Genomic DNA, 25,976 nt, shown 5'->3' with positions numbered 1-25,976 from the left:
AACCCGGCGATTCACCACACCCTTTTGGGCGGGCGCGGTGGCGTTGTGGGATCAACACTTTACGGCCTTACCAGCGCAAGAGCCGTTGCCCCGCCATCGCACCAAGGGCCGCGCAAAGCCCGATGCCGCCACCGTACCAGATCACATAGAACATCGGCGAATCCTCGGGGCAATGAAGCGAATAGCCCACCACGGCAAAGGCGCCGACAGAGAGCCCCGCCAGCGCGCCGGTCAGCCGCGGTCGGGTCGAGGCGCCCGGGCGCAGCGCCGCAAGCCCAAGGCCGAGCGGCACCAGCGAAAGCGACGTGATCGAAAGCAGGCAGGCGCCCGCCGTATGTCCCAAAAGCTCAGTCTGCAGCTGATCCGGCGCCGTTGCCAGCGCCCGCACGACAAAAAGCCCAAGCGCGATGAGAAGCGGTGCGGCCAGCGGCGAAAGCGGGATGCGCTCGCCAGGTCGCGTGCTGGCGAAGGTGGCCGAAAGCGCCAGCAGACCCAGCAGCAGCGGCACGAGCGTCTTGGCCGCGACAACCGGGGTCGAAAGCGCGGCCAGCAGACCCGCCCGCAGGCCGAAGAGGCCATAAAACCCGCCAAGGCCCGCCGCCAATCCGGCAAGCGCAAGACCGATCACGCGGGCCGGGCGCAGCGGCGCGGGGCCGGGCGCGGCAGCCAGCCGGTCGATGAAGGCATCCGTCTGATCGGGCGTGGTCATGGTCTCATCCTTTCACGATCTGGCGCAGGCGGGAAAGCGCGCGGTGCAGCGCCACCCGCGATGCGCCCGCCGAAAGCCCAAGCGGCGCCCCGGCCGCCTCGGCGCTTTCGCCGTCGAGCGCCACGGCCCGCACCAGCGCGGCCGAGCGCGCGTCGATCCGTGCCAGAAGCCGGTCCGCATCGCGCCCCGAAAACGGCGGCATCTGGTGCGGGTCTGCGAGCGTCTCGACAAAGGGCTCGATCGGCACATGGATCGCGGCCCCGCGCCGCCGACATGCGTCGATCAGCTTGTAGCGCGCGATGGCATGAACCCAGGGCCGCACCGGCGCCTCGGGGCGCCAGCTGTGGCGCTTGAGGTGAATGGCCAAGAGCACCTCTTGCAGCACATCCTCGTGCTGATCGGGCGGCAGCGCGCCGCCCCGCGCGCGCAGGATGGTGCGGATCGCCGGGCTGACCGCGCGCAGAAACTGCGCCAGCGCTGCCCGCGCATCGGCACTCTCGCCCGCATTGGCGCGGCGCAGCAGATCGGCCCAGTCGTCGTGATCCGCCATCTCCCCCTCCGACCGCGCCGGGCGCGATGCGCCAAGCCTATCCGATCTCGGGGGCGTCGGGCAACGCAACGATTGGGCCGAGGGCAGCGCCAGGTCCATCTCAGCGCCCCCCGGGGTCGAACCCGAGCGCCCGGTCGAGCGAGAACCGCCCGGGGCCGAGCACGACCAGCGCAAAGAGCGCCGAGACCCAGAGCCCGTGGGTGATCCAGGCCTCGGGATAGACGAAGATCTCGATCACCGCGGTCATGCCGATCAGGCCAAGCGCCGCGACCCGGGTGAAAAGCCCCGCGATCATCAGCGCGGGCAGAAGATGCTCGGCACTGGCGGCCAAAGGCGCGGCGATCTCGGGCGGGATCAGCGGCAGGGCATAGTCGTGCGCGAACAGGTAATAGGTCGAAGGCTTGATCGTGAGGCCCTCCACCTTGGTGCGGCCCGATTGCAGGAAAACAAGCGCCGGGAAAAGCCGCAAGGCGATGCAGACAAGATCAAGCGGCACCCGGGCGAGAAGCGCGTTCAGTCGGATCAGCGCCCTCATGCCCCGGCCCTTTCGCACAATGCGCCCGCCTGCATCAGCGCGACCAGAAGCGCGGTCGGGTCACGCTCGGGCGCATGGGCTGCGGCCTGCAGCAAGGTCTCGCCGCGCCCAAGCGCCGCGATCAGCGCCGCCTCGGCCGGGGCGATTGCGCGGACCGGCACGTCAAAGGCGCGGTCGCGCAGGATCAGCGCGGTTTCCGGGCCGGGTTGGATCGGGCGCACCGTGGCCCCGGGTTGGTTGACCGCCCAAATCGAGACGGCGGGGGTGGCAAGCGGCAGGACGATCACCGACGGGTGCAAGCACAGTCGCAAGGTTGCCGGATCAGCCGCGGCCAGTTGTGCGGGGGCAATCGGTGCGGCATCGGCGGCATGAAAGGCCAGCCCCCGCGCTCCTTCGATCCGCGCCACATCGCCCATGTAGGGAAAGGCCGCAAGCGGCGCGAAGGTGTCGAGATAGTCCGGGAAAACCGCGCCCCATTCGTGCAACACCGGGCTTTGCGGCGGATGCGCCGCGATGAAGTCCCGCGCCAGCGCGGCGAAGAACTCTGCGCCGACAAGGCGGGCGATGACCGGGAAGCGATCCCCGAGCGCCGCGCCCAGGCTGAAGCTGACGTTGTTGCGATAGACCGCAAAGCGGCGCGCAAGATCCGTGCCGAGGAGGCCCTCGGGTGCCGAGCCCTGCCCCAGTGCCGCGCCGAACCGCGCGAGGGTTGCATCATGCGGGCTCATGACAGACCTCGCGCACAAGGATCTCGCTGGCGCGGTCGGCCTCGGCGGCCAGAACCGGCCAGTCCGGCAGGTCATTGTCCCATTCGATCAGCGTGGGCAGCGGCCCGGTGCGGCGGATCGTTTCGGCGTAAAGCGCCCAGACCGGATCGGCGACAGGGCTGCCATGCGCATCGATCAGCAGCGGCCCCGAGGGCAGGTGCTCGACCGCGTGCCCGCCCAGATGGATCTCGCCCACGGCGCCCAGCGGAAAATCGGCGAGCATCGCCCAGGGGTCACGGCGGTGGTTGCTGCAGGAGACGAAGAGGTTGTTGAGATCGAGCAACAGCCCGCAACCGGTGCGCGTGGCGATGATGCGCAGGAACTCGGTTTCGGGGATCGTCGATTGCGCGAAAAGCACATAGGTGGCGGGGTTTTCAAGCAGCATCTGCCGCCCGAGCGTCGATTGCACCTGATCGACATGGGCGCAGACGGTGGTCAGCGTTTCCTCGGTATAGGGCAGCGGCAGAAGGTCGTTCAGATAGGCGCCGTCGTGGCTCGACCAGGCCAGATGTTCGGAAAAGCTGTCGGGTTCATAGCGGTCGCAAAGGGTCTTGAGCCGGGCGAGATGGTCGCGATCAAGCGGCTTCGCCCCGCCGATCGACAGCCCCACCCCATGCGCCGACAGCGCGTGATCGGCGCGCAGCGCGGAGAGCTGCGCATGCGGCAGGCCGCCCGCGCCCATGTAATTCTCGGCATGGATCTCGAAAAAGCCGACGCGGCGGCGGTCGGCGCGGATCTGCGCGAAATGCGCGGGCTTGAAGCCAAGGCCAGCGGTCGCAGGCAGACAGGCGGGCAGATGGGGCATCGGAAAACCTCCTTGGGGAAGGGAGGCGCGGGCGGACCCGCGCCCCTGACGGGTTTACGAGGCCAGATCGCGATCAAGCGGCATCAGCGCGCCATGCCGGGCCATGCCATCGGCACCGGCGGGCAGTTCCATCGTCATGCAGGTGCCCGCGGGCACGAGTTTCCAGGAACTGCCCTGATAATCGACTTTCGACGTGCCGGCACAGGTGGTGCCGGGGCCGGCGGCACAATCGTTCTGCCCGGCGAGCGCAACGCCGAAGCACTTCTCCATGTTCTCGGCCTGCGCGGGCAGGGCCGCCATCGCGCCAAGCGCGCCCGCAAGCGTGGCGGCAAGGGCGAGGTGCGTAGCGCGGCGGGGGTTGGATGCGGTCATGGTCTGTCTCCCTGTGGGTTGCGAAGGGCTCCCTTGCCCTTCCCCCTACAGTTCGCGCTGACCGCGGCCTTCGTTACAGCCCTCACGCAGCCGTGATCAACAAGCGCAGGTTCGAAGACCGCACGGTTGTTGCGCCCGCGGGTCACCGATCGGCGCACCGAGGCATCGGTGAAAATTCTTGTCGGAGGATGTGCCCGCGGGCTAAGCGGGGTCAAACATTGGAGGGAGGGATGGAACAACTGAACTTGACGACAAGCCTGTTTGGGATTGCGTCCGTGGTGGTTTTTCTGGCCGCTTATGTGCTTGCGGTGCTGGAAGAAACCACCCACATGCGGAAATCGAAACCCGTAATGCTCGCGGCCGGGTTGATCTGGGCGATGATTGGCATCTGCTATGCGGGCCAGGGTCTGTCCGATGTTGCGCATGAGAAGGCCGCCCATATCATCGAGTAATATGGCGAATTGTTCCTGTTTCTTCTGGTCGCCATCATCTTCGTAAACACGATGGAAGAGCGCCGTGTGTTCGACGCGTTGCGTGCGAAACTTGTCGGACTGGGGCTAAGTTTTCGCAAGCTGTTCTGGCTCAGCGGGGTTTTGTCCTTCTTCCTGTCAGGCGTGCTCGACAATCTGACCACAGCGCTGGTGATGGGGGCGGTGGTGATGGCCTTGGGCAGATCCTCGCCGAAATTCGTCATGCTGGCCTGCATCTCGACGGTTGTTGCCGCCAATGCCGGCGGTGCATTCATCCCCTTTGGCGACATCACGACCTTGATGGTCTGGCAAAAGGGCAAGATCGAATTCTTTGAATTTTTCGTGCTCTTCGTGCCCTCGATCTTGAACTGGCTGGTTCCGGCGGCGATCATGTCCTTTGCCATCCCGAATGAATCCCCTGCGCCGACAGAGGACAAGGGCACGATGAAACCCGGCGGGGCGGCGGTGGTGACGTTGTTTGCCGCCACCATCATCACAGCAATCAGCTTCAAGAACTTCCTGCATCTGCCGTCGGCGATGGGGATGATGCTCGGCCTTGGCTATTTGCAGATCTATTCCTATTTCCTCACCCGCACAGGTCACAAACGCCGCAGCGAAGAACTCGTGCTGGACAGTTTCAAGCAATTCGAGCGGGTGGAGTGGGATACGCTCCTGTTTTTCTTCGGCATCATCTTTGCCGTGGGAGGGCTTGGCGTGATGGGCTATCTCGATCTGGTCTCGACGGTGCTTTACCAAGACCTTGGTGCGACGGCGGCCAACACCATCCTTGGGCTTTTGTCGGCGGTGGTCGACAATATTCCGCTGATGTTCGCGGTGCTGACGATGGACCCGGACATGAGCCACGGCCAATGGCTGCTGATCACGCTGACCTGCGGTGTCGGCGGTTCCATCTTGTCGATCGGGTCTGCCGCCGGGGTGGCGCTGATGGGGCAGGCCAGGGGCGCCTATACCTTCTCGGGCCATCTGAAATGGGCATGGGCGATTGCGCTTGGCTATTTCGCGGCGATAGGCGCACATATGGTGATCAACGCGCACCATTTTCAGCAGGTCGCCGGATAGCGCCGAACACGGGAAACTGGATCGCGCATCGATTTGCGCCCGGACCGGAAGCGGTGCCGCCAGCGGGCGACACCGGAGCCTTCTGTCCGGCGTCGCAGGCCGTCTACCAGACCTTCCACCACGGCTTGCGCCCCTGCGACACGAACTCATCCTCGCTCTTGTTGAGGTTGAACTTCGGCAACAGCAGATCTTCCATGGTGAAAAAACCCGCCTGAACCGGCGGCAGATTTTCCAGCGCGAACAGGATGCCGCTGCCAAATGCCTCGCGCGAGATCGATTCATGTTTCAGCCGCACGGTCTGAAACGGAAACCCGAACAACACCTCATGCACGCCGATAATGCCGCCCGCGCGGACAGATTTGATCGTGTCATGCGCCACCCCCAACTCGTCGGCGATGATCCGGGCCGTGCCGGAGATTTCCGGTTTCGTCTTGAAGTGTTCCTCGATGATTTCGATGTCCGTATCGGGCGCGATATTTTGCAGGATCTTCGACGAGAGCATCAGGAAATTGATCCCGAGCGTGATGTTGGGCGAATGCAGAACGCGGGTAGTTTCCGACAGTCGTCGCAAACAGGCGAGGGTTTCGCCCGGGTACTGAGAGACGGCAGAGATGATGGCGATGCCCCGGCGCGCAGCGGCCTCTCCGTAGTAATGAATGGTATCCTGAGCCGCGAAATCGACGACCGCATCGACGGGATGGGCGTCGAACAACGCCTCGGCCGAGAGTGTCTCGGTGGAGAGGATCAGCCCCGCCTCGGGAGCGCCGATCGAGCCCAGAACATCCCCTGCGGGCCGATTTTCCAGCCGATGCGACTTGCGCGCGATCCAGCGCAGATCGACTTCGTCGGTCTCCATCAGAACGGATGCGACGGACCGTCCCGCCTTGCCGAAACCGAAAAGTCCTACTTTCATGACCTTCTCCTTTTCTGCGCGGGACAGTTTAGGAGCATGGCCCTCAATCACAATCGCGTCAGTCCGAACCGGGGCCGGGTCGGCGAAGTTTCGCCGAAAATTCCACATAATTCATACAAAACAATAGCTTAAGGCTGCGGCGCAAGGCCGCGCCCGGACGGCGTTCCGGGAACTTCGGGCAAAGGCCGCGCCGAAGTCGGCCCAGCCCGCAGCAGACCCGTGAGCGCCGCCAACGCTCCGCCGCCGACGCGATCTTCGGGACGGGCCTCAGCCGAAGGCCACGAAGAACTTCGAATAGGGCGCCTTCAGCGCGCCGATCGCCTTGGTCACCGCGCCCGGATCGCCCGAGCGCACGGCCTCGACAAAGCCCGCGACCGAGGCCTGAAACGCTGCGTGCAGCGGTGCATATTCGGGGGCCGCCGCCTCGGGGGCGGGATGGGCGGCAATATCGGCGGCCAGATACGCCAGCACACCCGCTTGCTCGCGCATCCCTTCCATCCCCACCGCATCAAGCGCCTCGGACGGGACTGCCAGAACCGCTTCCATCGCCGCGTGATAGGCGTTCATCCGGTCGGAAAAGCCGATCATGCCGTTGCGCTCGTGCAGCGCGCCGATATCGTCGCGGATGCCTTCAAGCGCCTCATGCGCCTGCGCCATCTGCCCGGCCCGGACCGCCGCGCCCGCGATCTCGGCCTTGGCGCTGACGGCGGCAAGGGTCTGGACCAGGCCCTTGTCATCGGCGTATTGCGGCGCCCCCGAAGCGGTGTCGATCACCTTGCCCCAACCGTCGTGAAACGCCTCTAGCGCCGCCAGAGCCTTGTCGGGCGCATTCATGTTGGTGGCGAAAAGCGCCGTGCGATAGGGTGCATAGGCACCCCGCAGAACCGCCTCGAAATCCGAGACCGGCCCCGCCATTGCCGCCCCCGTCGAAAGCATGACCACTGCCGCTGCTGCTTTGATCCAGTGTTTCATCGGGTCCTCCTCCCAAAACTCGCGCCGAAGTGGCGCGCTTCTCCCCGCTCGCCGGACGAGGTTTGTGCTGCGATTGCCGCGATCTCGGCATATCTATCTTTTTATTGCAATATGAACGATCAGCGCCCCGCCTTCCGTCGGTCTTCGCCGGAAGAAAAAAGTCATCCAGATCGGGATGAAATCGCGCGTTGCGACGTATACCCGTCATGAGCATGAAGAAATTCGACGTCACTCCGCATCTTGAGGCGCTGCGCCGTTACGCGCGGGTGTTGACGCGCGCCGATCAGGAGGCAGACGATCTGGTGCAGGGGGCGCTCTTGCGCGCACTCGAACGCCGCGAAGGCTTTCGCGAGGGCGCCGATCTGCGGGTCTGGCTGATGGCGATCCTGCACAACCATTTCATCGACCGGCTGCGCGCCCGCAAGGCCGAGGCCGCGCGCGAAAGCGCTTATGGCGCGACGACACCTGGCTTCGCGCCGCCCGAGGGCGAACATGCGGTGCGGTTGGCACAGGTGCAGCGGGCCTTTCTGGCGCTGCCAGCCGATCAGCGCGAAGCGCTGCATCTGATGGCCGTCGAAGGTCTGAGCGTGGCCGAAATGGCGGCCGTGCTCAACATTCCGGCCGGAACCGTGATGTCGCGCGTGGGGCGGGCGCGAGCCGCCTTGCGCACCTTTGAAGACGCAGCCCCCGTTGCCAGAACTGCGCCCCCCCTCAGAGTCGTGCGAGGCCGTGATGACACCTGATTCCGAAACGCAGATCGAGCTTGATATCGCCGCTTTCGTGAATGGCCAGCTGGATGCGCCGGAGCGCTATGCCGTGGCCGAGTATCTTGCCGCGCACCCCGAGCGTGCCGCCGAGGTGATGGCGGATCTGCGGTTGACCGAAGGGTTGCGACTGGCCTTGGGCTCGGTCGAAACCGAAGCCCCCGCGGCACTTTTGGCGACCGCAGACCGGCTTGGTCGCGGCCTTGGTCAGCGTCATCGGCGGCTCTGGTTCCTGCCGATGGCGGCGGCAGCCTGCATGTTTGCGCTGGGGTGGTCGTCGCAGGCGTGGCTTTCGCGGGGGGGCGATCTGACGCTGGCGCGCGAAAACCGCAGCCTGATCGAGGCGGCTCTGGACGCACAGGATGCCGTGGCGTTGCGGATGTCGCTCGGGCAGGACATCGGGCCGCTGCCCCGGGATGCGCAGGAAATCTCGGCCCGTCTGGGCATCGCCCTGCCGCATCTGCCAGCCGACTGGCGCATCGTGGCGGCGCAAGTGGTGTCGACCCCCGAACGTCCGGGGGTGGCGCTGGTGATCGATACGCCCGACATGGGGCGGATCATGCTGTTTTCGGTGATCCGCACCCTGGATGGCCCCGACGCCCCGCCCGACGTGCTGACGCTCGATGGCCGGACGCTGGCCTATTTCGAAAAGGGCCGGGCGGCCTATGTGCTCGTCGATGCTGCGGGGCCGGTTTCGGATCTGACCCGCGGGGCCGAGACCCTGCGCAACCGGTTCAACTGAGGCGCCGCTTTTCATGACCGATCTTCGTTTGAGCCCCGCCGAAACGGCTTTGGCCGAGGCCCGGGCGGCGGTAGCGACCGGAAACCTGACCGCAGGGGTGGCCGCCTTCGAACGCGCCGTGGCGGCGGGAGGGTCGCTCAAGCTGACGGCGCGGCCGCATGCGCTGGCGCTGTCTGATCTGGGGCGACACGCAGAAGCGATTGCGGTGCTGAAGCCGTGGTTTGCGAAAAACCCGAAAGATTTTGCCACCGTCAACCTGATGGGGGTGCTGCTGAAGCGGGCCGGGCGACTGACGAAGGCGCTTGATGTGCTCGAGATCGCGCGCAAACTGCGCCCGCAAGAGCTTTCGCCCTGGCAGAACCTTGGCAATGTTCACGAATTGCTGGGCAATCACGCGCAGGCGGCGCACTGCTACCGGGGCGGGTTGAAGGTCGCGCCGAAATCTGCGGAACTCTGGCGGCTGCTGGCGCGAGAGCAATCGGTTCTTGGCGAAGACGAGGCGTCGCTCGAAAGTCTGCGGCGGGGGCTTGCGCTGGCGCCCGGCAATGTCACGATCGTGGCGGCGCTGGTGCAGACCTTGCAACGGCTTGGCCGGATCCCCGAGGCTGCCGAGCTGATCGACCGGCTGCGCGCGGCGGCCCCCGAGAACGATGAATTCGCAGTGATCGCGGCCCGGCTTGCCTTTCGCACCGGCGCTGTGGCGCAGGCGCTCGATCTGCTGCGCGCGGTTCTGACCCGCGCGCCGGGGCATCTGAACGCCAATCTGCAATTGGCGACGATCCTGGGCGACAGTGATCGGCCCAGCGTGAATGCGGCGCTTGAGCGGGCCGCGGCGGCGCATCCGGGCAATTTCGACGCGCTGGAGCGGCTCACCGAAAGCCTGTCGCGCAGCCGCTATGACAATGAGGCCGCGCATATCGAACGCGCTTACGCTTGCGCCCGCGATCTGATGGCGCGCTTCCCTTCGCGCATTCCCGAAGCGGCACGGACGCTGCGCACGGTGCTGGCGCAGGTGCTCGACGAGGATCGTTTCACGCAGACCGGATCGCTGGCGACGCTGTTGCCGCTGTGGCAGGCCGAGGGGCGCCATTCCGTCGTGCATTACGAACTGGGTCGGGTGTCCTCGCTTGAGGAGCGGGTGCAGCTGGTCGACTGGCACCGGGCCTGGGGCCGCCGGGCCGCGGCGCGGATCGCGCCGCTGCCTGCTGTTGCCGCTCCGGCGCTGACCGGCGGGCGCAAGCTGCGGGTGGGGTTCATGTCCTCGGACCTGCGCCACCATCCGGTGACCTATTTCGCGCTGCCGCTGCTCGAAGGCTACGACCGCGACCGGGTCGAGGTCTATTGCTATTCCTTCTACGAACGGCAGCCCGACAAGACACAGGAGCATCTGGCCCGTCAGGTCACCGGGTTCCGGCTTTGGCCCAAGCGCCCCGATGCGCAGGTGGCCGAGGGGATCGCGGCTGACGGGCTCGACATCCTCTTTGAACTCGGCGGCTCGACCGCGATGAACAAGCTTGAAGTGATGGCGCATCGGCCCGCGCGGCTGGGCGCAAGCTGGCTCGGCTATCCGCATTCGGCCGGGCTCGAACAGATCGACCTGATCCTGACCGATCCGTTCCTGCGCCCCGAAGACCCGCGCCTGTTGATCGAGCGCCCCTTCGAGATGCCCGAAACCTGGGTCAGCCTGTCGCGGATGTTCGCACCCCATCCGATCACCGAGGGCACGCCGCAGGCGCGCAAGGGGCATCTGACCTTTGGTACCGCGAACAACCCTTACAAATACACCCCCGCCTGCCTTGATGCCTGGGCCGCCGTGCTGCGCGCGGTGCCCGGATCGCGCTTTGTCTTTCTGCGCCCCGAGGGCGGGGTGGAAAGCTTCCGCACCAATGCCCGCGCGGCCTTTGCGCGCCGTGATGTCGACCCCGACCGGCTCGATTTCATCGGCGTGCGCGGCGATCACATGCGCCATTACAACGAGATCGACATCGCGCTCGATACCCTGCCGCATGTCGGTGGCACGACGACCTGCGAAGCGCTCTGGATGGGGGTGCCGACCATCAGCCTGATCGGGCCGGGCTTTGCGGAACGGCTAAGCTATTCCAACCTGTCGAATGCGGGGCTGGGCGATCTGGCGGTGCGCTCGGCTGCCGATTACGTCGCGAAGGCCGCGGAGCTGGCCGCCGATCCGGTGGGGCGCGCGGCGCTTCGGGCCGGGCTGCGGGCCCAGATCGCGGCCAACCCGCTTGGTCAGCCCGAACGCTTTACCCAGCATTTCTATGACCTTGCGCGAAAGGTGGCCGCAGAATGAAAGCCGTGATCCTTGCTGGCGGACGTGGAACCCGGCTTTCCGAGGAAACCGGGCTGCGGCCGAAACCGATGGTCGAAATCGGCGGGCGGCCGATCCTGTGGCACATCATGAAGATCTATGCCGCGCACGGGATCACCGAATTCGTGCTTTGCCTTGGCTATCGCGGCTGGCAGATCAAGGAATATTTCCTGAACTATGCCCGGCTGTCGTCGGATCTGACGGTCGATCTGGCTTCGGGCGCGGTCGAGATGCGGCGCCCCGCCTCGGAGCCGTGGAAAATCCATCTGATCGACACCGGCGAGGACACCCAGACCGGCGGGCGGCTGAAACGCGTCGGGCACCTTTTGCGCGACGACGACGCCTTTTGCCTGACCTATGGCGACGGGGTGGGTAATGTGGACATCACCGCCGCCATCGCCTTTCACCGCGCCCATGGCCGCGCCGCCACCGTCACCGCAGTGGTGCCGCCCGGTCGCTTTGGAGCGCTCGAACGTCAGGGCGACCGGGTCGCGGCCTTCGTCGAAAAGCCTGCGGGCGATGGCGGCACGATCAACGGCGGCTTCTTCGTGCTTTCGCCTGCGGTGCTCGACCGGATCGCGGGCGATGCGACGGTCTTCGAACAGGAGCCGCTGAAGGGCCTTGCCCGCGACGGCGCGCTCTGCGCCTACGATCATCGCGGCTTTTGGCAACCGATGGACACGCTCCGCGACCGGGATCATCTGCAGGCGCTTTGGGATGGGGGGGCAGCGCCGTGGAAGATCTGGTAAGGAGGCCCGATCCGGGGTTCTGGGCCGGGCTGCGGGTGCTTTTGACCGGGCACACCGGCTTCAAGGGGGCTTGGGCGGCGCGGATTCTGACGGCCCTTGGCGCAGAGGTGACGGGACTGGCGCTTGATCCTGCGCCGGGGCCCTCCGCCTTTGCGGCGCTCGGGGTCGGGCGCGATCTGGCGCAGGACCTGCGCGCCGATCTGCGCGACTGGGCTGCGGTTTCCCAAGCTGTGGCGGGCGCGGATCTCGTGCTGCATCTGGCCGCGCAAGCCATCGTCTCGGAAGGATTTCGTGACCCGCTCGGCACGTGGTCCGTCAATGTCACCGGCACCGCGCATCTGCTCGACGCGCTGCGCGGAAGCCCCGCCCAAGCGGCCGTGATCGTCACCTCGGACAAGGTCTATCGCAACGAAGGCCTTCGCCCCTTCGTCGAGACCGATCCCTTGGGGGGCGATGATCCCTATTCCGCCTCGAAAGCCGCCTGCGAGATCCTGACCGCCAGTTATCGCGCCGCGTTCCCCGATTTGCCGCCGCTTGCGACGGCCCGGGCGGGCAATGTGATCGGCGGTGGCGATTTCGGTCGCGACCGGCTGATCCCCGATCTGGTGCGGGCGCAAGGCATGGGGCAAACGCTCGTGCTGCGCAACCCCGGCGCGACCCGGCCGTTCCAGCATGTGCTCGATGTGGTGGCGGGCTATCTGATCCTCGCCGAGGATCTGGCAACCGGCGAAGCCCCGGGCGCGGTCAATTTCGGCCCGGCCGAGGCCGAGCTTTCGGTTCTCGACCTGCTTTCCCATTGGCAGCGCGTGACCGGGGAGCTGGTCGATTGGCAATGCTCCGAGGTGCCGCCGCTGCCCGAAAAACCGCGTCTTGCGCTTGAAAGTGGGCTTGCCGCCCGCGCGCTTGGCTGGCGCCCGCGCCTTGCCACGGCCGAAGCGGTGGCGGCGACCGCGACCTGGTATGCCGCCTTCGCCCGCGGCGCCGATATGGCGGATGCAACCGACACGGCGATCGCCGCCTTTCTGGAGCCCTGAGATGACCGCACCCGCCCTGACCTGCCGCGCCTGCGGTGCCCCGCTTGGCCCGGTCTTTTGCGATCTGGGCACGATGGCGGTTGCCAATTCCTATCTGCCGCCCGAGGCGGATGCCGGTGCGGAACCGCGGTTCCCGCTGTGCGCCCGGGTCTGTTCTGCCTGCCGGATGGTGCAGCTTGACCATGTCGTCGATGCGGCGGGCATCTTTTCCGACTACGCCTATTTCTCCTCGGCCTCCGCCTCGTGGCTCGCCCATGCGCAACGATTTTGCGCGCTGATGACCGACCGTCTGGGACTGGGGCCGCAGTCGCTGGTGATCGAGGTGGCCTCGAACGACGGCTATCTCTTGCGCAATTTCGTCGCCGCGGGCGTGCCCTGCCTTGGCATCGAGCCCGCCGCCAATGTCGCCGCCACCGCCCGCGCCGCCGGTGTGCCGACCGAGGTCGCCTTTCTGACCCCCGAAACGGCCACCAAGAGTATCGCGACGCAGGGACGGCAGGCCGATCTGGTGGTGGCGAACAACGTGCTGGCGCATGTGCCCGACATCAACGGTTTCGCCGCCGGTCTTGCCACGCTGGTGGCGCCCGGGGGGGTGGTCTCGATCGAGGCGCCGCATCTTCTGTCGCTCGTCGATGGCGTGCAGTTCGACACGATCTATCACGAGCATTACGCCTATTGGTCGGCGCTTGCGCTGGAGCGGCTGCTGGCCCGGCATGGGTTGAATGTCTTCGACGTCGAGACGCTGCCGACGCATGGCGGCTCGATCCGCTATCTGGCGGCGCGAGAGGCCCGGCCCGCGACGGCCGCACTGCTTGCGTTGCGGGCAAAGGAAGCCAACCGGGGGTTGGACAAAGACGCCTTCTATCAAGGCTTTGATGCCCGCGTGCGCAAGGTCTTGCAGAATTTCCGCGCCTGGGCAGCGGCGCAGCAGGACATGGGCCGCAAGCTTGCCGCCTATGGCGCGGCAGCCAAGGGCAACACCTTTCTGAATGCCGCAGGCATCGGGGCTGACGCGTTCTTGGCCGTCGCCGACCGCTCGCCAGCCAAGGTGGGGCGGCGACTGCCCGGCAGTCATATCCCCGTTGTGACCCCCGAGGCGCTTTTGGCGCTGGCCCCCGACGAGATCCTGATCCTGCCCTGGAACATCGCGCCCGAGATCGTCGCGCAGCTGCGGGGCGCGGGCTTCACCGGCGGGCTCTGGACTGCGGTCCCCGAGATGCGGAGGCTGTGATGCAGATCCAGCCGACGCCGCTTGCGGGCGTTTACGAGATCGCGTTTCCCGCCCATGCCGATGCCCGCGGCAGTTTTCGCCGGACCTGGTGTGCCGACAGCTTCACGGCGGCCGGGATCGTTTTCACCCCGGTTCAGGCGAGCCAATCTCGCAACCCCGCCCGCCACACCCTGCGCGGGATGCATTGGCAAGCCGAGCCGCAGGGCGAACAAAAACTGGTGCGGGTCAGCGCCGGGGCGATTTTCGATGTCGCGCTGGATCTGCGCCCGGGCAGCCCGACCTTTCGGCGCTGGCATGGGGTGCACCTTGACGCCGCGGCGGGCAGGTCGCTCTTTCTGCCGCGCGGAGTGGCGCATGGGTTCCTGACCCTGTCCGCGGAGGCGGTGGTCGATTACCTGATCGACGCGCCCCACGCCCCCGAGGCCGCGCGCGGCGTGCGCTGGAACGATCCGGCCTTTGGCATCCTCTGGCCCGGGGCCCCCGCGGTGATCTCGGATCGCGACGCTCACTGGCCGGTGATGTCTGATGCGTGAGGGCGTGCTTCTGACCGGGGCCACGGGCTTTGTCGGCCGCGCGGTTCTGGCCGAACTTGTCGCCCGTGGCATTCCCGTTCACGCCACCGCGCGCCGCCCCGGGCCCGTACTGCCCGGGGTGATCTGGCACGCCGCCGATCTGTGCGAGCCCTCCGCGCGGGCTCGGCTGATCGCCGCGGCCCCGGCGGCGCGGCTCATTCATTGTGCCTGGGAAATCGAGCACGGCCAGTTCTGGACGTCACCCGCCAATGAGGTCTGGCGCGCCGTGTCGCGCGATCTGGTGGCCGGATTTCTTGAGGCCGGGGGGCAGCGGGTGCTCGCGCTGGGAACCTGCGCCGAATACGATCCGCTCGCGCCAAGCGCCTTGGCCGAGGCCCGGCTGGTTGCGCCGATCACGCCTTATGGTCAGGCGAAGGCGCTCTTGCAGGCCGACCTGGCGCAGATCTGCGGGCCGGTGCTGATCTGGGCGCGGCTCTTTCATCTTTATGGCCCCGGCGAGGACCGCCGCCGTTTTGTCCCCTCGCTCATCGACGCGCTGGTCGAAGGCCGCCCGGCCGAGGTGCGCGCGGCCGATCTGCTCCGCGACTTTGCGTCAAGTGCGCATGTCGCCCGCGCCCTCGTCAGCCTGATCGAGGCGGGCACGGTCGGGGCTTTCGACATCGGATCGGGGCAGTCCCGCAGCTTGGGCACGCTGGCCCGGATCATCGCCGAGACCGCGGGACGGCCTGAGCTCTTGAGGTTGTCGCACGCGCCCGGCCCGCAGGATCCGGCAGAACTGACCCCGAACTTTTCCGCTTTGGCCGCCGCGATCGGCTTGACGGCAGAGCACCCTGAGCAGGCCCTGACCGAGCATGTCCGCCGCGAAATTGGCGCGGCTTGATCGAGGGTGGCCTCGACAACTTCGAACGGCGGCTTTCACGGTTTGGTGCGCAGCCGATGCGGCACCCTCACAGGCGGCAGCCCACGTTCATGCCTGCACAAAGCCTTCCGCCGCGCTCCGCACGAAGGGCCGGAATGGGCTAGCTTTCCCCGTCGCTGCGCCGTGCCTGAACGGCCGCTTCGAGAAAAGGCGCGCCGAGGCGCGGCCGACGGCAAAAGGCCGTTCGCGTCGCCAGGCGGCGACGCCTGACCCGACCAGATCAGCCCGCGCTTGGCCTCAGCTGCGCCGACTCGCCGGTCACATAATCCGCCCATCGCTGCATGAGCGCGGCGCGCTGGTCGAGGTAATCGGATCTGGCGTAGGCGCGGCGCACCTTGTTGCCGATGACGTGGCCAAGCGCCGCCTCTGCCGCCAGATCATGCGAGCCGTCCAGCGTATCCTGCACCCAGGTTCGGAATGTCGTGCGAAAGCCGTGCGGTCTGCCCGCCTCGCCGATCTTGTTGACCGCCGTCAGCTTGTCCCTTGCCCCCATATCAGCCCCACACGTGGCCCCACATTGTCGATGCGGTGCAGGAGTATCACCCGCAACACCTTGAGAAGATTACATCTTTGTGGTGTTGAGATTTCCCGAGGCGCAGAGTCAACCTGCGACGGCATGCAACATGGCACTGGCGCAGACCACCGGAATCGAACCGGTCTTCACGGATTTGCAATCCGGTGCGCGTTTACGAAGCGCGCGGCGGTTCATTGAACTGGGCGAACCTGAAACATCTTTGCGAGACAGTCGAAACGGCCTCAATAAAAACAGCGCGATCAGCCAAAAAAACAATAGCTTGGCCTCGCGGCGCTTTGTTCACATCGAAGATGTCAGCGGTTCAAATCCGTTATCGCCCACCATTATTCCTCAAAGGCCGTGACCTCGCGTCGCGGCCTTTGCTTTTGGGGCGGTCGGGGCGGCGAACCGAAGACCGCCCCCGCCCCTGCGCGGCTCAGCCGCCGGTGACCACCGCCGCAGGCATCTCGAAGCGCTCGCGGCCCGCCTCGATCTTCATCAGATCTTCGGTCTGCTTCAGCACCGGCTTCGAGGCCGCATCGCTGTCGACGAGCTTGCCGCCCTCGAACAGGAAATAGCGCTCGGCGCCGTTGCCCAACGCCACCCAGACCCCGGCATTGCCCGCACCGGCACGGATCACGCCGAAGGGGCAAGCATGGGTCGGCGCGGCCGGATCGGTCGCGCAGGGGATCGTGCCGGTCGCATCGAAGGGCTCGCCATTGCCCTTCGGACCGCCCTCGGGCATCTCGGGCGCGAGCGGGGCGGCGGTCTCGCTCAGCGCCGTGCCGGGCAACCAGCCGCGCAGCCCCGAACCGGCCAGCCGCACCTCGCACCAGCGCGTGCCCATGTTCATGTGGCAGCCCTTGTTGCGGCCGACCACACCGCCTTCGGCCACGCCCACCGGGGTGAAGCGCTCGGACGGCCCCGCCCGCATCGTCAGCACCTGCCCCGCGTTGACCTGCCACCAATCCGGCCCACCGGCCAGACTATCGGCGAAATCGGGTGGGTTCAGCCCCACCGCCAGATCATAATCGAAAGCCTTGCCCTGCCGGGCAAAGGCGCGGTTGAGAAACACCTCGATCTCGTAATCGCCCGGCTGCGGCAGCGCGAGATCGGCCACCGGCGCCGCGGCTTGCGAGGACAGGAACAGCACCTCGGACTTGTTCGCCTCGCGGATCAGGAAATCGGGCAGCATCACCGACCCGTTCAAATCGATCGAGAGCACCTGTCCCTGCGCGCCCGACAGGCTGTAACGCACCGTTTCATCGCCGCTGAGGCTGCCCGAAACCAGAATGCCCGGCACCAGACTTTCCGAAGGCAGCGGGATCTCCAGCCCGTCTTCGGCGAGAGCGGTCAGCGGCGTCAGAACGGCGGCGGCCAGAACGATCAGGCAGAAAGGCTTGGAACGGGTCATGGCGGCTCCTTGCGCGGTCGGGCGGACAGACGCCCGCGGGTCTCGATGCGGCGGGCAGCGGGACTGTGCCGCAGGAATGTCATGCGGAGAAGCAACAGGGCCCGGCCTTTCGACCGATCCCCCGAAGCCTTGTCCGGTAGACGGGAACTTACCCGGAACGGGTCGCAGGACCATCCGGAATGCGAAACCTGCGGCCTCAGGCCTCGGGTTTTTGCGGGTCGTTGGGCAGGCTGACGCCGTGTTTTTCCATATAGGGGCGGAAATAGTCCCGGAAGGCCTGAAAACTTTCCGCCAGCATCAGGAATTCCTCGCGGTTCATCACCAGAACCTTGGTATCCTCGATCGCATGGACCGAGGTCTTGCGCCGCGTCGCGCCAAGGATCAGCCGCTCGCCGAAATGGCCGCCGGGGCCAATCACCCGCGTCGTCAGCTTGCCGGTGTCGGGATCGGTGCGCACCATCTGCACCGCGCCCGAAACGACCGAAAAGAACCCATCCGAGCGGTCGCCTTCGTTGTAGATCCGGTCACCGGCCCGATAATAGACGTAGCGCATCGGCGGCTTCTGGAAGGTGCGCAGCTGCACCAGACTGCGCGCGCCCAGAAGATCCAGCGACCAGTTGATCATCACCCGGATGCGGGTGCCGATGCCGGGCAGCAGCGCGAGGTAATAGGAGCGCCAGATGAACCAGGCCGGGAAGCCGGTGATGTTGCGCCCGAAAATGTCGGCCACACCCCGTTTTGCGCCAAGCGAAGCGAGCGCGCCGCGCGAGCTGTAGGCAAAGGGCGCGGGCTGGCGGCCCTTCAGCACGGCGGTGATGTTGGACGCCACGCGCTTCGCCTCGCGCACGGCGAATTGCGCGGTCGGCGGGGCGAAATCATGGCGGTCGGTGGCATAATCCTTGAGCGGGATCAGCGCGCAATCGCCCAGCGCCCAAACATCGGACATGCCCTTGACGCGCAGGCTGCGATCGACGGCGACGCGGCCCTTTTCGAGCGGCAGCCCCATGCGCAGGATCACGGGCAGGGGCGCATTGCCGATCGTGGCAACGATGGTGCGGGTGTCGATCACCTCGCCGTCGCTCGTCACCAGCTGCCGATGCGTGGCCGAGCGAACGCCGGTGCCCAGTTTCAGCTCGATCCCGTGGGTTTCGAGATGCCTGGTCGCGTATTCGGCCAGCTCTTTCGGCATTTCATTCAGGATGCGCGGCGCATATTCGACCAGCAGCACGCGAACTTCGGACGGATCGATGTTGGAATAGAACGGCAGCGAACGGTCGAGCAGTTCTTTCATCTCGCCGACGGTCTCGACACCCGAGAAGCCACCGCCAACGACGGTGAAGGTCAGCGCCCCGCGTTTCGTATCGGGCAGCGCCGTGACCTGCGCATGTTCGAGCTGCTCGATCACATGCTCGCGCAGGCGGCGGGCATCTTCGAGCGTCTTCATCTTCAATGCATGTTCTTCAAGCCCCGGCATGCGGGAGAAATCGGTCCCCTGCCCCAGCGCGATGACGAGCTGATCATAGGGCACCTCGATCGGGCGGCGCATGATGCCCTGAAAGACGGTGACCACCTTGCGCTCGAAATCGACGTTGTCGACGACGGCCTTGCGGACCAGCACGCCTTTCAGCAGAAAGCGCAGCGGCGAGACGGCATGGGCGGGCATGATCGAGCCTGCCCCCACCTCGGGCAGAAGCGGCTGGAAGACGAAGTAGTTCTCGGCGTTGATCAGCTCGACCTCTGCCTTGCGGCCCAGCCTGCGCTTGAGCGCGCGGGCCGTGTACATGCCGCCGAAACCCCCGCCCAAAACGACGATCCGCGTGGCCATCTTACCCTCCATCTGACTGCGCCGCAGCATATCCGAATGATGTCGAACCGCCAGAGCCTATCGCCGAAGGGTTCATTCAGCGTGAAGCAATGTGACAAAACGGAGCGGGCTGAAAGCTGGCAAACGGCGTTTTCGTCACCGGACCGACATGAAGCGGGCGTAGCCATCGCCGCAAGCGATGGAGGGGATGATGCGCGCGATCGGGATCGGGGTTTTGCTGCTGCTTTCGGTGCTTCCGGCCTCGGCAGAGGACACCGGGCTGCGCTGGCTCACGGTCTCGGCCCCGGTGCTGGACGCCCCCGCAGGCCGGGAACTGGGCGAGGCGCTGGTCGCCACGCCGGTGCGGGTGATCGGGCCAAGCGGGCCGGGGCATCTTGACGTCGCGATTCCCGGCTTCACCGATGCGGCGGGACGCGGGCTTTACGCCACCCCCGCCCGCGCAGTCGAACTGGCCCGGGTGACGCCCGAAAGCCTGTCGCCGCGCCCGCTCGCCCCCGGGGAAACGGCTGCCCCCGGCTGGCGGCCGGTCGCACTGCGCGGCTGGATTGCGGCGGGCACGCTGACCGCCGATCCCGCCCCGATGTGGCAAAAGGCCTTCACGCTCTACCGCAGCCGCTGCACCGCCTGCCATCCGCGCCGCGTGCCCGAAAAATACAGCCTTCTGGAATGGCAGGACTATTTCCGCCTGATGGGGCCGCGCACACGGTTGCCGCAGGATGACCAGCAGCTGATCCGGGCGTGGCTGCAGCACCGCGCGGGCGATGCCGCGGCGTTCGAGGCTGCGGTCGCCCGGATCGCGGCCGGGGGCTGAGCCCCGCCCCTCAGCGCGCCCGGCGCGGAAACCAGGGCGCCTCGGGCGTGACGATGCCAGTCGGGCGGTCCTGATCGAGCCTGCGCCAGACCGTGGCCTCGGGCGGGGTGATCGTCGCATCGCGGCCCTGCGCAAAGCTTTGCGCGCGCACGATCATCCGATAGGCGGCATCAAGCGCAAGCGCCCGCGCGGGCGAGGGCGTGACAAGCGGGCCGATATCGGTCCGCAACGCCGCGGCCTTGGCCTCGGACAGCTGCCCGTTGTCGAGCCAGGCCGCGATCAGCTCGGCATTGGCGCGAAACTCGTCCCCTGCCCCGTTGGTGCGCAGATATTGCGCATATTCGCCCCGGCCATCGGCGCGCAGCCGCTCGGGCGTGCCCGCAAGGCCCTTCTGGCTCCAGTGATACCAGCCGTCGCGAAAGGCCCCGGCGCCAAGCTTGCGCGGAAAGGCAAAGGTGGCGTCATCCAGCGTGCCGATCGCGGAATGGCAGCCGATGCAAAAGGCGGTCTCTTCGAAGCTTTGCGGACGCAGGGCGCCTTTGGCATCCTCGATGAAGCCTTGCAAGCGCCAGCCGGTGCCGGTTGCCAGCCCGGTCTCGGCCGAGCCGAAGAATTGCTTCGTGCGGTCGGGAAAGTCGCTGTCTTCCTTTTTCTCGGCCAGCGCCCATTCCTCGAGATCGGCATAGCTTTGCCAGCGCGTCTTGCGCATGTAGCGCAGCTCCTTCATCCGCGCGGCCATCGCGACGCCGGTCTCCGTCGGGTCGAGATAGCGCACCGAATGCAGGAATTCGGTGCCAAGCGGATAAAGCCCGGCGGCAAGCGGGGCCTGCGCGGCGGGCAGCTGCCCGGCACGGCCCGCCCAGTGCATGGTGATGCCCGCCAGCGGCGCAAAGGCAAAGGCGACGCGGCGGGCGGTGCCGATCTGCCCGTCGCGGTCGAGATCGACGCCCATCGCCGCCTCGTCTGTCGGCGCGATGGCCACATCGGCGCGGGTGATCAGCGCCTCGACGATAGCAAGATTGATGCGGTAGGTGGCGCGGTCCGGGGTGCCCGCAAGATTTTCGCGATAGGCCGCGGGAAGACGGATCAGCACATCATCGCCCGATCCGTTCGCGGGCCAGAAGGTGCCCGGCAACGGCTGATAGGCGAAGGCCCGCCAGCCGGTCGGCTGGCCGGCCGGGTCCAGATCGAAGCCCTCGTCATCGAAGCGGAAAAAGGCGTCGGGCCTGTAGCCGTTCCAGCGCCCGTCGTGGTTCACGTCCCAGGCGGCGGGCGGCGGATCAAGCCTGTCGGCCAGCGCCGGGCGGCCATCCGCGCCATGATAATTGTCGGTGCGCACCCAGGCGGTGATCTCGGCCGGATCGGTGGCGGCGACCTCGGCCGAGCGATCGACGAAGAGGTTCGTCCAGGGATTCTCAAGCCCCGGGCCGGGGAAGGCATAGGACAGCTGCAGATCGGCGTCGTTGACGAAATTCGGCGCGCGCGGCGCGACGTGGCAGGTCTGGCAGGGGTTATGCGCGACGCCCGCCGCATCTTCGGTGCGGGTATAGCACTGCGGCGGAATATAGGCGGTGCGGTTATCAAGCGCGGTCGAGGCGAAATCCAGCGCCAGCGCGGGCGGGGCCGCGGCCAGAAGCGCGATGAGGGACAGGCGCAGCATCAATCTCTCCGAAAAGCGGCGGGGCCCGGATCGCCCGGGCCCCGCGGGAAGATCAGGTCAGGCTCACTTGTCCATCGCCGGGAACGGGCCGATGTAGCCCACATAGGCGCGGGCATCGGCCGGATCGGCCAGCTTGTCCTCGTCGGATTCGCCGTAAGGGTGCTGCACCACGGCCATCAGATAGCCATGCCCGCCGAGGTTCGGATACCAGTAGGCCGAGGTGGATTCCGACCCATAGGGCGTCGAGAAGATCCGCGTCAGCGACTTGTCACCCAGGTTCATCGCCCAGATCGCGTCGTTCTGATGGCCCTCGCCGGTGTCCTCGCCGATGATCAGCGTGTTGTAACCGGGGATGTAGGTGATGTTGTCGGGGTTGGCGATGCCATTGACATCACAGCTATTCACCTTGGCCGCATCCCCGCACATGTTATGCGCCGGATCGCAGTTCGGATCGGCCGCCGCCGCTTCCTGTTCCTTGCTCATCGGCGTGCCCGCGACAAGCGCGCTCATCGCCGTGGCGGTGTAGCTGGCATCCAGATCCAGCTGATAGACCGCGCCGCAGCTGTTCTTTTCGAGCCGGATCGCATCGCGCCCGCCCTTGTCCTGCTTCGCGCCGCCTTCCATCGCTTTCGACACTTCCGACATCGCCACATAGACTTTCATGTGGTCGGGGTCGAAGGCGATGCCTTCCATCTTGCGAAACTCGGTCGTGGCGCCGAGCATCGAGGCATAGCGACGGGTTTCAAGCCGCGACGCCACGGCCTCCATCCCCGGTTTCACCTTCAGGCATTCGGCGCGATCCTCGGCATTCGAGGCAAGGAAGCCTTCGGGGCAGCTGCCGTCCGCGCCAAACTCGGCGGTTTCGAAGATGTCCGAGAAGGTCACGCCCTTCTCGATCGCGGCCTGGATCGTCGCGTCGTCGGCATGGCCCAGATCGACCCATTCGAGCGTCGCCGCCCCCGCGCCCGCATCCGAGGTCTGCACCCATTTCGCGGCGTAAAGCTTGCCCGCCGACAGATCGCCCTCGGCATCGGCGACGAAGCGGAACAGGCCGGTGTTGGTGCCGTCATCCGAGATATAGGCGGTCTTCTTGTCGGGCATCACCTTGGCAAGCTCGACCGCAACACGGCCCATCGCGAAGTGCTTTTGCGCCTTGGCGGTGCCGTCTTCGCTCACCGTGACCTCGGTCGGGAAGCCGTAGCGATAGGGTTTGAAGGCGGCGCGGAATGCGTCGAGCGTCATCTTCGCCGGATCGAGACCCTCGTAGCGGGCCATCGGGTAATCGTAATCGTCGATCTGATCGAGCGCGGTCGCCGCTTCGATCTCGCGCGCATCGGCCGGATATTCCTCGGAGCCCAGATGCGTCTCCCACGGCGTCACCGAGCCCGCGCAGGGCACCCAGAGCCCGCCAAAGGCCGAGAAATCGACCGGTTTGGTCGAGACCGGCGTCAGCTTGCCATCGGCAGCCTGCGTCAGCTCGCTCACATACATCGCCCCCGGGCGCGACTCGAAATGCGTCACCGAGAAGATCTTGCCACCGACATGCAGCAGCGAGGTGAAATCGGCATCGACCGAGATATGTTCCGAGCCGTCCTCGGATTTCACCACCTGCCCCTTGCGGTCGGTCAGCGCGGCAAAGACCCCGGCGCCGATCTTGTCGCCCGAGCGGGCAAGCGTGGTGTAGCCGATGGGGTAGTCCTTGCCGTCGATCGTCACCTTGTCGGAGGCAAGCACCGCGCGCTTGGCGGCATCGTCGGCGGCAAAGGGCACCGGGGCAAAGGCGATATCACCGGCATGTGCGAAGATCGGGGCGGCGATCAGGGCGCTGGCTGCAAGAAGCTGGCTGCGCAGGGTCATCGTGGTCTCCTGGGTCGGGTTGCGTCGGCCCCGTCCTTGAACCCGTTTTGCATCACTCATGTGACAGTCCGCAGGCCGCAACCCTTCGACCACGCTTGACCTGATGGCACCATGATGGAAATGATGTTATTCCATCATGCAAGAGGTTAAGATGAAGCGACCGACGATTGCCGATCTGGCGCAAGCGGCAGGTGTTGGCGTTGCCACGGTCGATCGCGTGCTGAACGGGCGGGTGAAAGTGCGCGAGGAAACCGCGCGCAAGGTGCATGAGGCGGCGCAGAAGATCGGCTATCACGGCGCGAATGTGATCCGGCAGCGGGTCTTTGCCGACCTGCCAGAGCTGCATGTCGGCGTCATCCTGCAAAAGGAGCGGCACGCCTTTTACCAAAGCTTCGCCCGCGAGATCGAGGAGCGCTGCGCCGCCAGCACCACACACCGGCTGCGGCTGACGCTGAAATTCGCCCAATCCACCCTGCCCGACGAACTCGCCGAGATGCTGCGCGCGATGGTGGGCAAGGTCGATGCGGTGGCGGCGAGCGGGCTTGATCATCATCTGGTCACCGATGCGGTGACCGAGTTGCGCGCGCGCGGTATTCCGACCTTTTCGCTCTTGTCGGATTTCGCGCAAGGGGTGCGGGAAAGCTATCTGGGCACCAACAACCTCAAGGTCGGGCGCACCGCAGGTTGGTTGATTTCAAAGATTTCCGGGCGGCCGGGCAAGGTGGCGGTCTTCATCGGCGGGCATCGCTTTCACGGCCACGAGCTGCGCGAAACCGGCTTTCGCAGCTATTTCCGCGAATATGCGCCCGATTTCGAATTGCTCAGCCCGCAGCCGAACCTGGAAACGCGGCAACTGACCTATGAGGCGACGCATGAGATGATCGCCCGCCACCCCGATCTCGTTGGCGTCTATTGCGCGGGCGGGGGCATGGAAGGCGCGGTGGCGGCCATCCGCGAATTGCCCATGCCGCGTCGTCCGGTGCTGATCGTGCACGAACTCACCCCCGATTCGCGCGAAGGCCTTCTGGATCGCACCGTCTCGGTGGTGATGCAGACACCGCTGCGGGCGCTGTGCGAGGATCTGGTGGCGCTGATGTGTGCCACCGCGGCCAATGGCATGGCCGAGACCCCGGGCCAGCGCTTCCACAATTCCATCATCCTGACGCCGGAAAGTCTGTAATTGATGGAATTGCATCATGATGACGCGCATTTTCCATCATGGTTGATGAAATTTTGGGCGCGTTTTCTTTGACCTTGGGTCCGCTTTCGGGAATCCTTCGGGACAAGACGTCGCAGAGGAGGTGACGTCCCGCGATCTGCGCATGGCAGGTCGGCCGCAGCCCCGGATTTTCCGGGGGCCGGTTTTTGCATGCCCATGATCCGCCTCGGGTTCAATCGGTGCATCCCCGGGCACCACAGAGGAGGAAGACAATGAAGAAGGTTCTGATCTCGACCGCTCTGGTCGGGCTGATGGCGACTGCGGCGCAGGCCCAGAACGTCGGGGTCTCGATGGCGCTCTTTGACGACAACTTCCTGACCGTGCTGCGCAACGGCATGGCAGATCATGCCAAGACGCTCGATGGTGTCAACCTGCAGATCGAAGATGCGCAGAACGACGTCGGCAAACAGCTGAACCAGATCCAGAACTTTGTCGCCTCGGGGGTCGATGCCATCGTCGTGAACCCGGTTGATACCGACGCCACCGTGGCGATGTCGGAAGCCGCCGCCGCCGCGGGCATTCCGCTCGTCTACGTCAACCGCGAGCCGGTCAACGTCGATACCCTGCCGGAAAAACAGGCCTTCGTCGCCTCGAACGAAAAGGACAGCGGCACACTGGAAATGCAGGAAGTCTGCCGTCTGCTGAAAGAGCAGGGCAAGACCGAGGCGAAGATCGTCGTGATGATGGGCGAGCTGTCGAACCAGGCGGCGCGGATGCGTACGCAAGACGTGCATGACGTGATCGCCACGCCCGAGTGCAGCTTCATCAAGATCGTCGAAGAGCAGACCGCGAACTGGTCGCGCACGCAAGGCGCAGACCTTGTCACCAACTGGCTTTCGGCCGGGCTCGAATTCGATGCGGTCGTCGCCAACAACGACGAGATGGCGATCGGTGCCATTCAGGCGCTGAAGGCCGCCGGCAAGGACATGGGCACGATGGTCGTCGGCGGCGTTGACGCGACGCAGGACGCGCTGGCCGCGATGGCGGCCGGGGATCTGGACGTCACCGTGTTCCAGAATGCCGCCGGTCAGGGCCAGGGTGCGCTGGATGCGGCGCTGAAACTCGCCAAGGGCGAGAAGGTCGACACCAAGGTCTACATCCCCTTCGAACTGGTCACCCCGGCGAACGTCGCGGATTACCAGGCGAAGAACTGATCCCGCTTTGAGCGCTGCCGGGGGCGGTCGACGCCCCCGGTTTGCCCGGAC

General features: G+C 66.1%; 27 protein-coding genes. 14 read left to right on the top strand and 13 right to left on the bottom strand.

Features of this window, described 5'->3' with window-relative positions:
* Window positions 1–67 precede the first annotated feature (67 nt).
* From ACTTAI_RS05840 to ACTTAI_RS05815, 6 genes are all read right to left on the bottom strand, one after another.
* A complete protein-coding gene (locus ACTTAI_RS05840) occupies window positions 68–709 on the bottom strand; it encodes an NrsF family protein (protein ID WP_444454867.1) in 642 nt (213 codons plus the stop codon).
* A 4-nt stretch (window positions 710–713) separates the two neighbouring features.
* Window positions 714–1,259, bottom strand: a complete 546-nt coding sequence (locus tag ACTTAI_RS05835; protein WP_444454866.1) for a sigma factor — start codon at window positions 1,257–1,259, stop codon at window positions 714–716.
* A 100-nt stretch (window positions 1,260–1,359) separates the two neighbouring features.
* A complete protein-coding gene (locus ACTTAI_RS05830) occupies window positions 1,360–1,794 on the bottom strand; it encodes a DoxX family protein (protein WP_444454865.1) in 435 nt (144 codons plus the stop codon).
* Window positions 1,791–2,522: an HvfC/BufC family peptide modification chaperone gene (locus ACTTAI_RS05825; protein ID WP_444454864.1), complete on the bottom strand. Its 732-nt coding sequence runs from the start codon at window positions 2,520–2,522 to the stop codon at window positions 1,791–1,793. The genes ACTTAI_RS05830 and ACTTAI_RS05825 overlap by 4 nt, the downstream gene beginning before the upstream one ends.
* On the bottom strand, window positions 2,509–3,366 hold the full coding sequence (bufB, locus tag ACTTAI_RS05820) for an MNIO family bufferin maturase (RefSeq protein ID WP_444454863.1): 858 nt from the start codon (window positions 3,364–3,366) through the stop codon (window positions 2,509–2,511). Before bufB ends, ACTTAI_RS05825 begins: the two co-directional genes overlap by 14 nt.
* A 54-nt stretch (window positions 3,367–3,420) precedes the next feature.
* Window positions 3,421–3,738: a BufA1 family periplasmic bufferin-type metallophore gene (locus ACTTAI_RS05815; RefSeq protein ID WP_444454862.1), complete on the bottom strand. Its 318-nt coding sequence runs from the start codon at window positions 3,736–3,738 to the stop codon at window positions 3,421–3,423.
* Between the two features lie 230 nt (window positions 3,739–3,968).
* Here ACTTAI_RS05815 and ACTTAI_RS05810 point away from each other — a divergent pair, with 230 nt between their 5' ends.
* Both ACTTAI_RS05810 and nhaD read left to right on the top strand, forming a co-directional pair.
* Window positions 3,969–4,190: a hypothetical protein gene (locus ACTTAI_RS05810; protein ID WP_444454861.1), complete on the top strand. Its 222-nt coding sequence runs from the start codon at window positions 3,969–3,971 to the stop codon at window positions 4,188–4,190.
* A gap of 9 nt (window positions 4,191–4,199) precedes the next feature.
* The gene (nhaD, locus tag ACTTAI_RS05805; protein WP_444454860.1) at window positions 4,200–5,288 is read left to right on the top strand and encodes a sodium:proton antiporter NhaD; all 1,089 of its coding nucleotides are present in this window, start codon (window positions 4,200–4,202) and stop codon (window positions 5,286–5,288) included.
* Window positions 5,289–5,391: 103 nt separating this feature from the next.
* Here nhaD and ACTTAI_RS05800 read toward each other — a convergent pair whose 3' ends face one another.
* On the bottom strand, window positions 5,392–6,201 hold the full coding sequence (locus ACTTAI_RS05800; protein ID WP_444454859.1) for a dihydrodipicolinate reductase C-terminal domain-containing protein: 810 nt from the start codon (window positions 6,199–6,201) through the stop codon (window positions 5,392–5,394).
* 267 nt (window positions 6,202–6,468) lie between these two features.
* Window positions 6,469–7,173, bottom strand: a complete 705-nt coding sequence (locus tag ACTTAI_RS05795; RefSeq protein ID WP_444454858.1) for a hypothetical protein — start codon at window positions 7,171–7,173, stop codon at window positions 6,469–6,471.
* A gap of 212 nt (window positions 7,174–7,385) precedes the next feature.
* Here ACTTAI_RS05795 and ACTTAI_RS05790 point away from each other — a divergent pair, with 212 nt between their 5' ends.
* The 8 genes from ACTTAI_RS05790 to ACTTAI_RS05755 are packed head-to-tail and all read left to right on the top strand — an operon-like array spanning window position 7,386 to window position 15,432.
* A complete protein-coding gene (locus ACTTAI_RS05790; RefSeq protein WP_444454857.1) occupies window positions 7,386–7,916 on the top strand; it encodes a sigma-70 family RNA polymerase sigma factor in 531 nt (176 codons plus the stop codon).
* Window positions 7,906–8,679 (top strand): anti-sigma factor family protein, encoded by a 774-nt coding sequence (locus ACTTAI_RS05785; RefSeq protein ID WP_444454856.1) that lies wholly within the window; start codon window positions 7,906–7,908, stop codon window positions 8,677–8,679. Before ACTTAI_RS05790 ends, ACTTAI_RS05785 begins: the two co-directional genes overlap by 11 nt.
* A gap of 13 nt (window positions 8,680–8,692) precedes the next feature.
* Complete coding sequence (locus ACTTAI_RS05780) at window positions 8,693–10,987, top strand: O-linked N-acetylglucosamine transferase family protein (RefSeq protein ID WP_444454855.1); 2,295 nt, start codon at window positions 8,693–8,695, stop codon at window positions 10,985–10,987.
* Window positions 10,984–11,754: a glucose-1-phosphate cytidylyltransferase gene (gene rfbF, locus ACTTAI_RS05775; RefSeq protein WP_444454854.1), complete on the top strand. Its 771-nt coding sequence runs from the start codon at window positions 10,984–10,986 to the stop codon at window positions 11,752–11,754. Before ACTTAI_RS05780 ends, rfbF begins: the two co-directional genes overlap by 4 nt.
* Window positions 11,739–12,788 (top strand): CDP-glucose 4,6-dehydratase, encoded by a 1,050-nt coding sequence (gene rfbG / locus ACTTAI_RS05770; protein ID WP_444454853.1) that lies wholly within the window; start codon window positions 11,739–11,741, stop codon window positions 12,786–12,788. The genes rfbF and rfbG overlap by 16 nt, the downstream gene beginning before the upstream one ends.
* A gap of 1 nt (window position 12,789) precedes the next feature.
* A complete protein-coding gene (locus ACTTAI_RS05765) occupies window positions 12,790–14,019 on the top strand; it encodes a class I SAM-dependent methyltransferase (protein ID WP_444454852.1) in 1,230 nt (409 codons plus the stop codon).
* The gene (locus ACTTAI_RS05760) at window positions 14,019–14,552 is read left to right on the top strand and encodes a dTDP-4-dehydrorhamnose 3,5-epimerase family protein (RefSeq protein WP_444454851.1); all 534 of its coding nucleotides are present in this window, start codon (window positions 14,019–14,021) and stop codon (window positions 14,550–14,552) included. Before ACTTAI_RS05765 ends, ACTTAI_RS05760 begins: the two co-directional genes overlap by 1 nt.
* Window positions 14,545–15,432 carry an NAD-dependent epimerase/dehydratase family protein gene (locus ACTTAI_RS05755; RefSeq protein ID WP_444454850.1) on the top strand — a complete coding sequence of 296 codons (888 nt, stop codon included), beginning with the start codon at window positions 14,545–14,547 and terminating at the stop codon, window positions 15,430–15,432. The genes ACTTAI_RS05760 and ACTTAI_RS05755 overlap by 8 nt, the downstream gene beginning before the upstream one ends.
* 259 nt (window positions 15,433–15,691) lie before the next feature.
* On the opposite strand, the gene ACTTAI_RS05750 is transcribed toward ACTTAI_RS05755, so the two are convergent.
* On the bottom strand, window positions 15,692–15,964 hold the full coding sequence (locus tag ACTTAI_RS05750) for an integrase (protein ID WP_444454849.1): 273 nt from the start codon (window positions 15,962–15,964) through the stop codon (window positions 15,692–15,694).
* Between the two features lie 130 nt (window positions 15,965–16,094).
* On the opposite strand from ACTTAI_RS05750, the gene ACTTAI_RS05745 reads away from it, so the two are divergent.
* Window positions 16,095–16,349, top strand: a complete 255-nt coding sequence (locus ACTTAI_RS05745; protein ID WP_444454848.1) for a hypothetical protein — start codon at window positions 16,095–16,097, stop codon at window positions 16,347–16,349.
* A gap of 72 nt (window positions 16,350–16,421) precedes the next feature.
* Here ACTTAI_RS05745 and ACTTAI_RS05740 read toward each other — a convergent pair whose 3' ends face one another.
* Both ACTTAI_RS05740 and ACTTAI_RS05735 read right to left on the bottom strand, forming a co-directional pair.
* Window positions 16,422–17,399 (bottom strand): hypothetical protein, encoded by a 978-nt coding sequence (locus tag ACTTAI_RS05740; protein WP_444454847.1) that lies wholly within the window; start codon window positions 17,397–17,399, stop codon window positions 16,422–16,424.
* Between the two features lie 196 nt (window positions 17,400–17,595).
* Entirely contained in the window at window positions 17,596–19,224 is a 1,629-nt protein-coding gene (locus ACTTAI_RS05735; RefSeq protein WP_444454846.1) for an FAD-dependent oxidoreductase, read from the bottom strand.
* A 190-nt stretch (window positions 19,225–19,414) separates the two neighbouring features.
* Here ACTTAI_RS05735 and ACTTAI_RS05730 point away from each other — a divergent pair, with 190 nt between their 5' ends.
* Window positions 19,415–20,035, top strand: coding sequence for a hypothetical protein (locus ACTTAI_RS05730; RefSeq protein ID WP_444454845.1), 621 nt, complete (start codon window positions 19,415–19,417; stop codon window positions 20,033–20,035).
* A 10-nt stretch (window positions 20,036–20,045) separates the two neighbouring features.
* On the opposite strand, the gene ACTTAI_RS05725 is transcribed toward ACTTAI_RS05730, so the two are convergent.
* Together ACTTAI_RS05725 and ACTTAI_RS05720 are read right to left on the bottom strand one after the other, a co-directional pair.
* Window positions 20,046–21,695, bottom strand: a complete 1,650-nt coding sequence (locus ACTTAI_RS05725; RefSeq protein WP_444454844.1) for a hypothetical protein — start codon at window positions 21,693–21,695, stop codon at window positions 20,046–20,048.
* 63 nt (window positions 21,696–21,758) lie between these two features.
* Window positions 21,759–23,552 carry a PhoX family protein gene (locus ACTTAI_RS05720; protein WP_444454843.1) on the bottom strand — a complete coding sequence of 598 codons (1,794 nt, stop codon included), beginning with the start codon at window positions 23,550–23,552 and terminating at the stop codon, window positions 21,759–21,761.
* 151 nt (window positions 23,553–23,703) lie between these two features.
* Here ACTTAI_RS05720 and ACTTAI_RS05715 point away from each other — a divergent pair, with 151 nt between their 5' ends.
* Both ACTTAI_RS05715 and ACTTAI_RS05710 read left to right on the top strand, forming a co-directional pair.
* Window positions 23,704–24,732, top strand: a complete 1,029-nt coding sequence (locus tag ACTTAI_RS05715; RefSeq protein ID WP_444454842.1) for a LacI family DNA-binding transcriptional regulator — start codon at window positions 23,704–23,706, stop codon at window positions 24,730–24,732.
* Between the two features lie 251 nt (window positions 24,733–24,983).
* Window positions 24,984–25,925: a sugar ABC transporter substrate-binding protein gene (locus ACTTAI_RS05710; RefSeq protein WP_444454841.1), complete on the top strand. Its 942-nt coding sequence runs from the start codon at window positions 24,984–24,986 to the stop codon at window positions 25,923–25,925.
* The last annotated feature ends 51 nt before the right edge of the window (window positions 25,926–25,976 follow it).

It is taken from the genome of Rhodobacter capsulatus (assembly GCF_052363175.1).
GTDB classification, from domain to species: Bacteria; Pseudomonadota; Alphaproteobacteria; order Rhodobacterales; family Rhodobacteraceae; genus Rhodobacter; species Rhodobacter capsulatus_D.
The sequence above is the reverse complement of the archived record's forward strand: the minus strand, read 5'-3'. Positions and strand labels throughout refer to the sequence as shown.

Coding starts and splice junctions, on each gene's coding strand:
- ACTTAI_RS05810 (WP_444454861.1), top strand. CDS start 3,969: ATGGAACAACTGAACTTGACGACAAGCCTGTTTGGGATTGCGTCCGTG.
- bufB (WP_444454863.1), bottom strand. CDS start 3,366: ATGCCCCATCTGCCCGCCTGTCTGCCTGCGACCGCTGGCCTTGGCTTC.
- ACTTAI_RS05725 (WP_444454844.1), bottom strand. CDS start 21,695: ATGCTGCGCCTGTCCCTCATCGCGCTTCTGGCCGCGGCCCCGCCCGCG.
- ACTTAI_RS05765 (WP_444454852.1), top strand. CDS start 12,790: ATGACCGCACCCGCCCTGACCTGCCGCGCCTGCGGTGCCCCGCTTGGC.
- ACTTAI_RS05840 (WP_444454867.1), bottom strand. CDS start 709: ATGACCACGCCCGATCAGACGGATGCCTTCATCGACCGGCTGGCTGCC.
- ACTTAI_RS05720 (WP_444454843.1), bottom strand. CDS start 23,552: ATGACCCTGCGCAGCCAGCTTCTTGCAGCCAGCGCCCTGATCGCCGCC.
- ACTTAI_RS05730 (WP_444454845.1), top strand. CDS start 19,415: ATGCGCGCGATCGGGATCGGGGTTTTGCTGCTGCTTTCGGTGCTTCCG.
- ACTTAI_RS05815 (WP_444454862.1), bottom strand. CDS start 3,738: ATGACCGCATCCAACCCCCGCCGCGCTACGCACCTCGCCCTTGCCGCC.
- ACTTAI_RS05790 (WP_444454857.1), top strand. CDS start 7,386: ATGAAGAAATTCGACGTCACTCCGCATCTTGAGGCGCTGCGCCGTTAC.
- ACTTAI_RS05760 (WP_444454851.1), top strand. CDS start 14,019: ATGCAGATCCAGCCGACGCCGCTTGCGGGCGTTTACGAGATCGCGTTT.
- ACTTAI_RS05800 (WP_444454859.1), bottom strand. CDS start 6,201: ATGAAAGTAGGACTTTTCGGTTTCGGCAAGGCGGGACGGTCCGTCGCA.
- ACTTAI_RS05745 (WP_444454848.1), top strand. CDS start 16,095: ATGGCACTGGCGCAGACCACCGGAATCGAACCGGTCTTCACGGATTTG.
- ACTTAI_RS05735 (WP_444454846.1), bottom strand. CDS start 19,224: ATGGCCACGCGGATCGTCGTTTTGGGCGGGGGTTTCGGCGGCATGTAC.
- ACTTAI_RS05750 (WP_444454849.1), bottom strand. CDS start 15,964: ATGGGGGCAAGGGACAAGCTGACGGCGGTCAACAAGATCGGCGAGGCG.
- ACTTAI_RS05830 (WP_444454865.1), bottom strand. CDS start 1,794: ATGAGGGCGCTGATCCGACTGAACGCGCTTCTCGCCCGGGTGCCGCTT.
- ACTTAI_RS05740 (WP_444454847.1), bottom strand. CDS start 17,399: ATGACCCGTTCCAAGCCTTTCTGCCTGATCGTTCTGGCCGCCGCCGTT.
- ACTTAI_RS05785 (WP_444454856.1), top strand. CDS start 7,906: ATGACACCTGATTCCGAAACGCAGATCGAGCTTGATATCGCCGCTTTC.
- rfbF (WP_444454854.1), top strand. CDS start 10,984: ATGAAAGCCGTGATCCTTGCTGGCGGACGTGGAACCCGGCTTTCCGAG.
- ACTTAI_RS05755 (WP_444454850.1), top strand. CDS start 14,545: ATGCGTGAGGGCGTGCTTCTGACCGGGGCCACGGGCTTTGTCGGCCGC.
- ACTTAI_RS05795 (WP_444454858.1), bottom strand. CDS start 7,173: ATGAAACACTGGATCAAAGCAGCAGCGGCAGTGGTCATGCTTTCGACG.
- ACTTAI_RS05780 (WP_444454855.1), top strand. CDS start 8,693: ATGACCGATCTTCGTTTGAGCCCCGCCGAAACGGCTTTGGCCGAGGCC.
- ACTTAI_RS05715 (WP_444454842.1), top strand. CDS start 23,704: ATGAAGCGACCGACGATTGCCGATCTGGCGCAAGCGGCAGGTGTTGGC.
- ACTTAI_RS05710 (WP_444454841.1), top strand. CDS start 24,984: ATGAAGAAGGTTCTGATCTCGACCGCTCTGGTCGGGCTGATGGCGACT.
- ACTTAI_RS05835 (WP_444454866.1), bottom strand. CDS start 1,259: ATGGCGGATCACGACGACTGGGCCGATCTGCTGCGCCGCGCCAATGCG.
- ACTTAI_RS05825 (WP_444454864.1), bottom strand. CDS start 2,522: ATGAGCCCGCATGATGCAACCCTCGCGCGGTTCGGCGCGGCACTGGGG.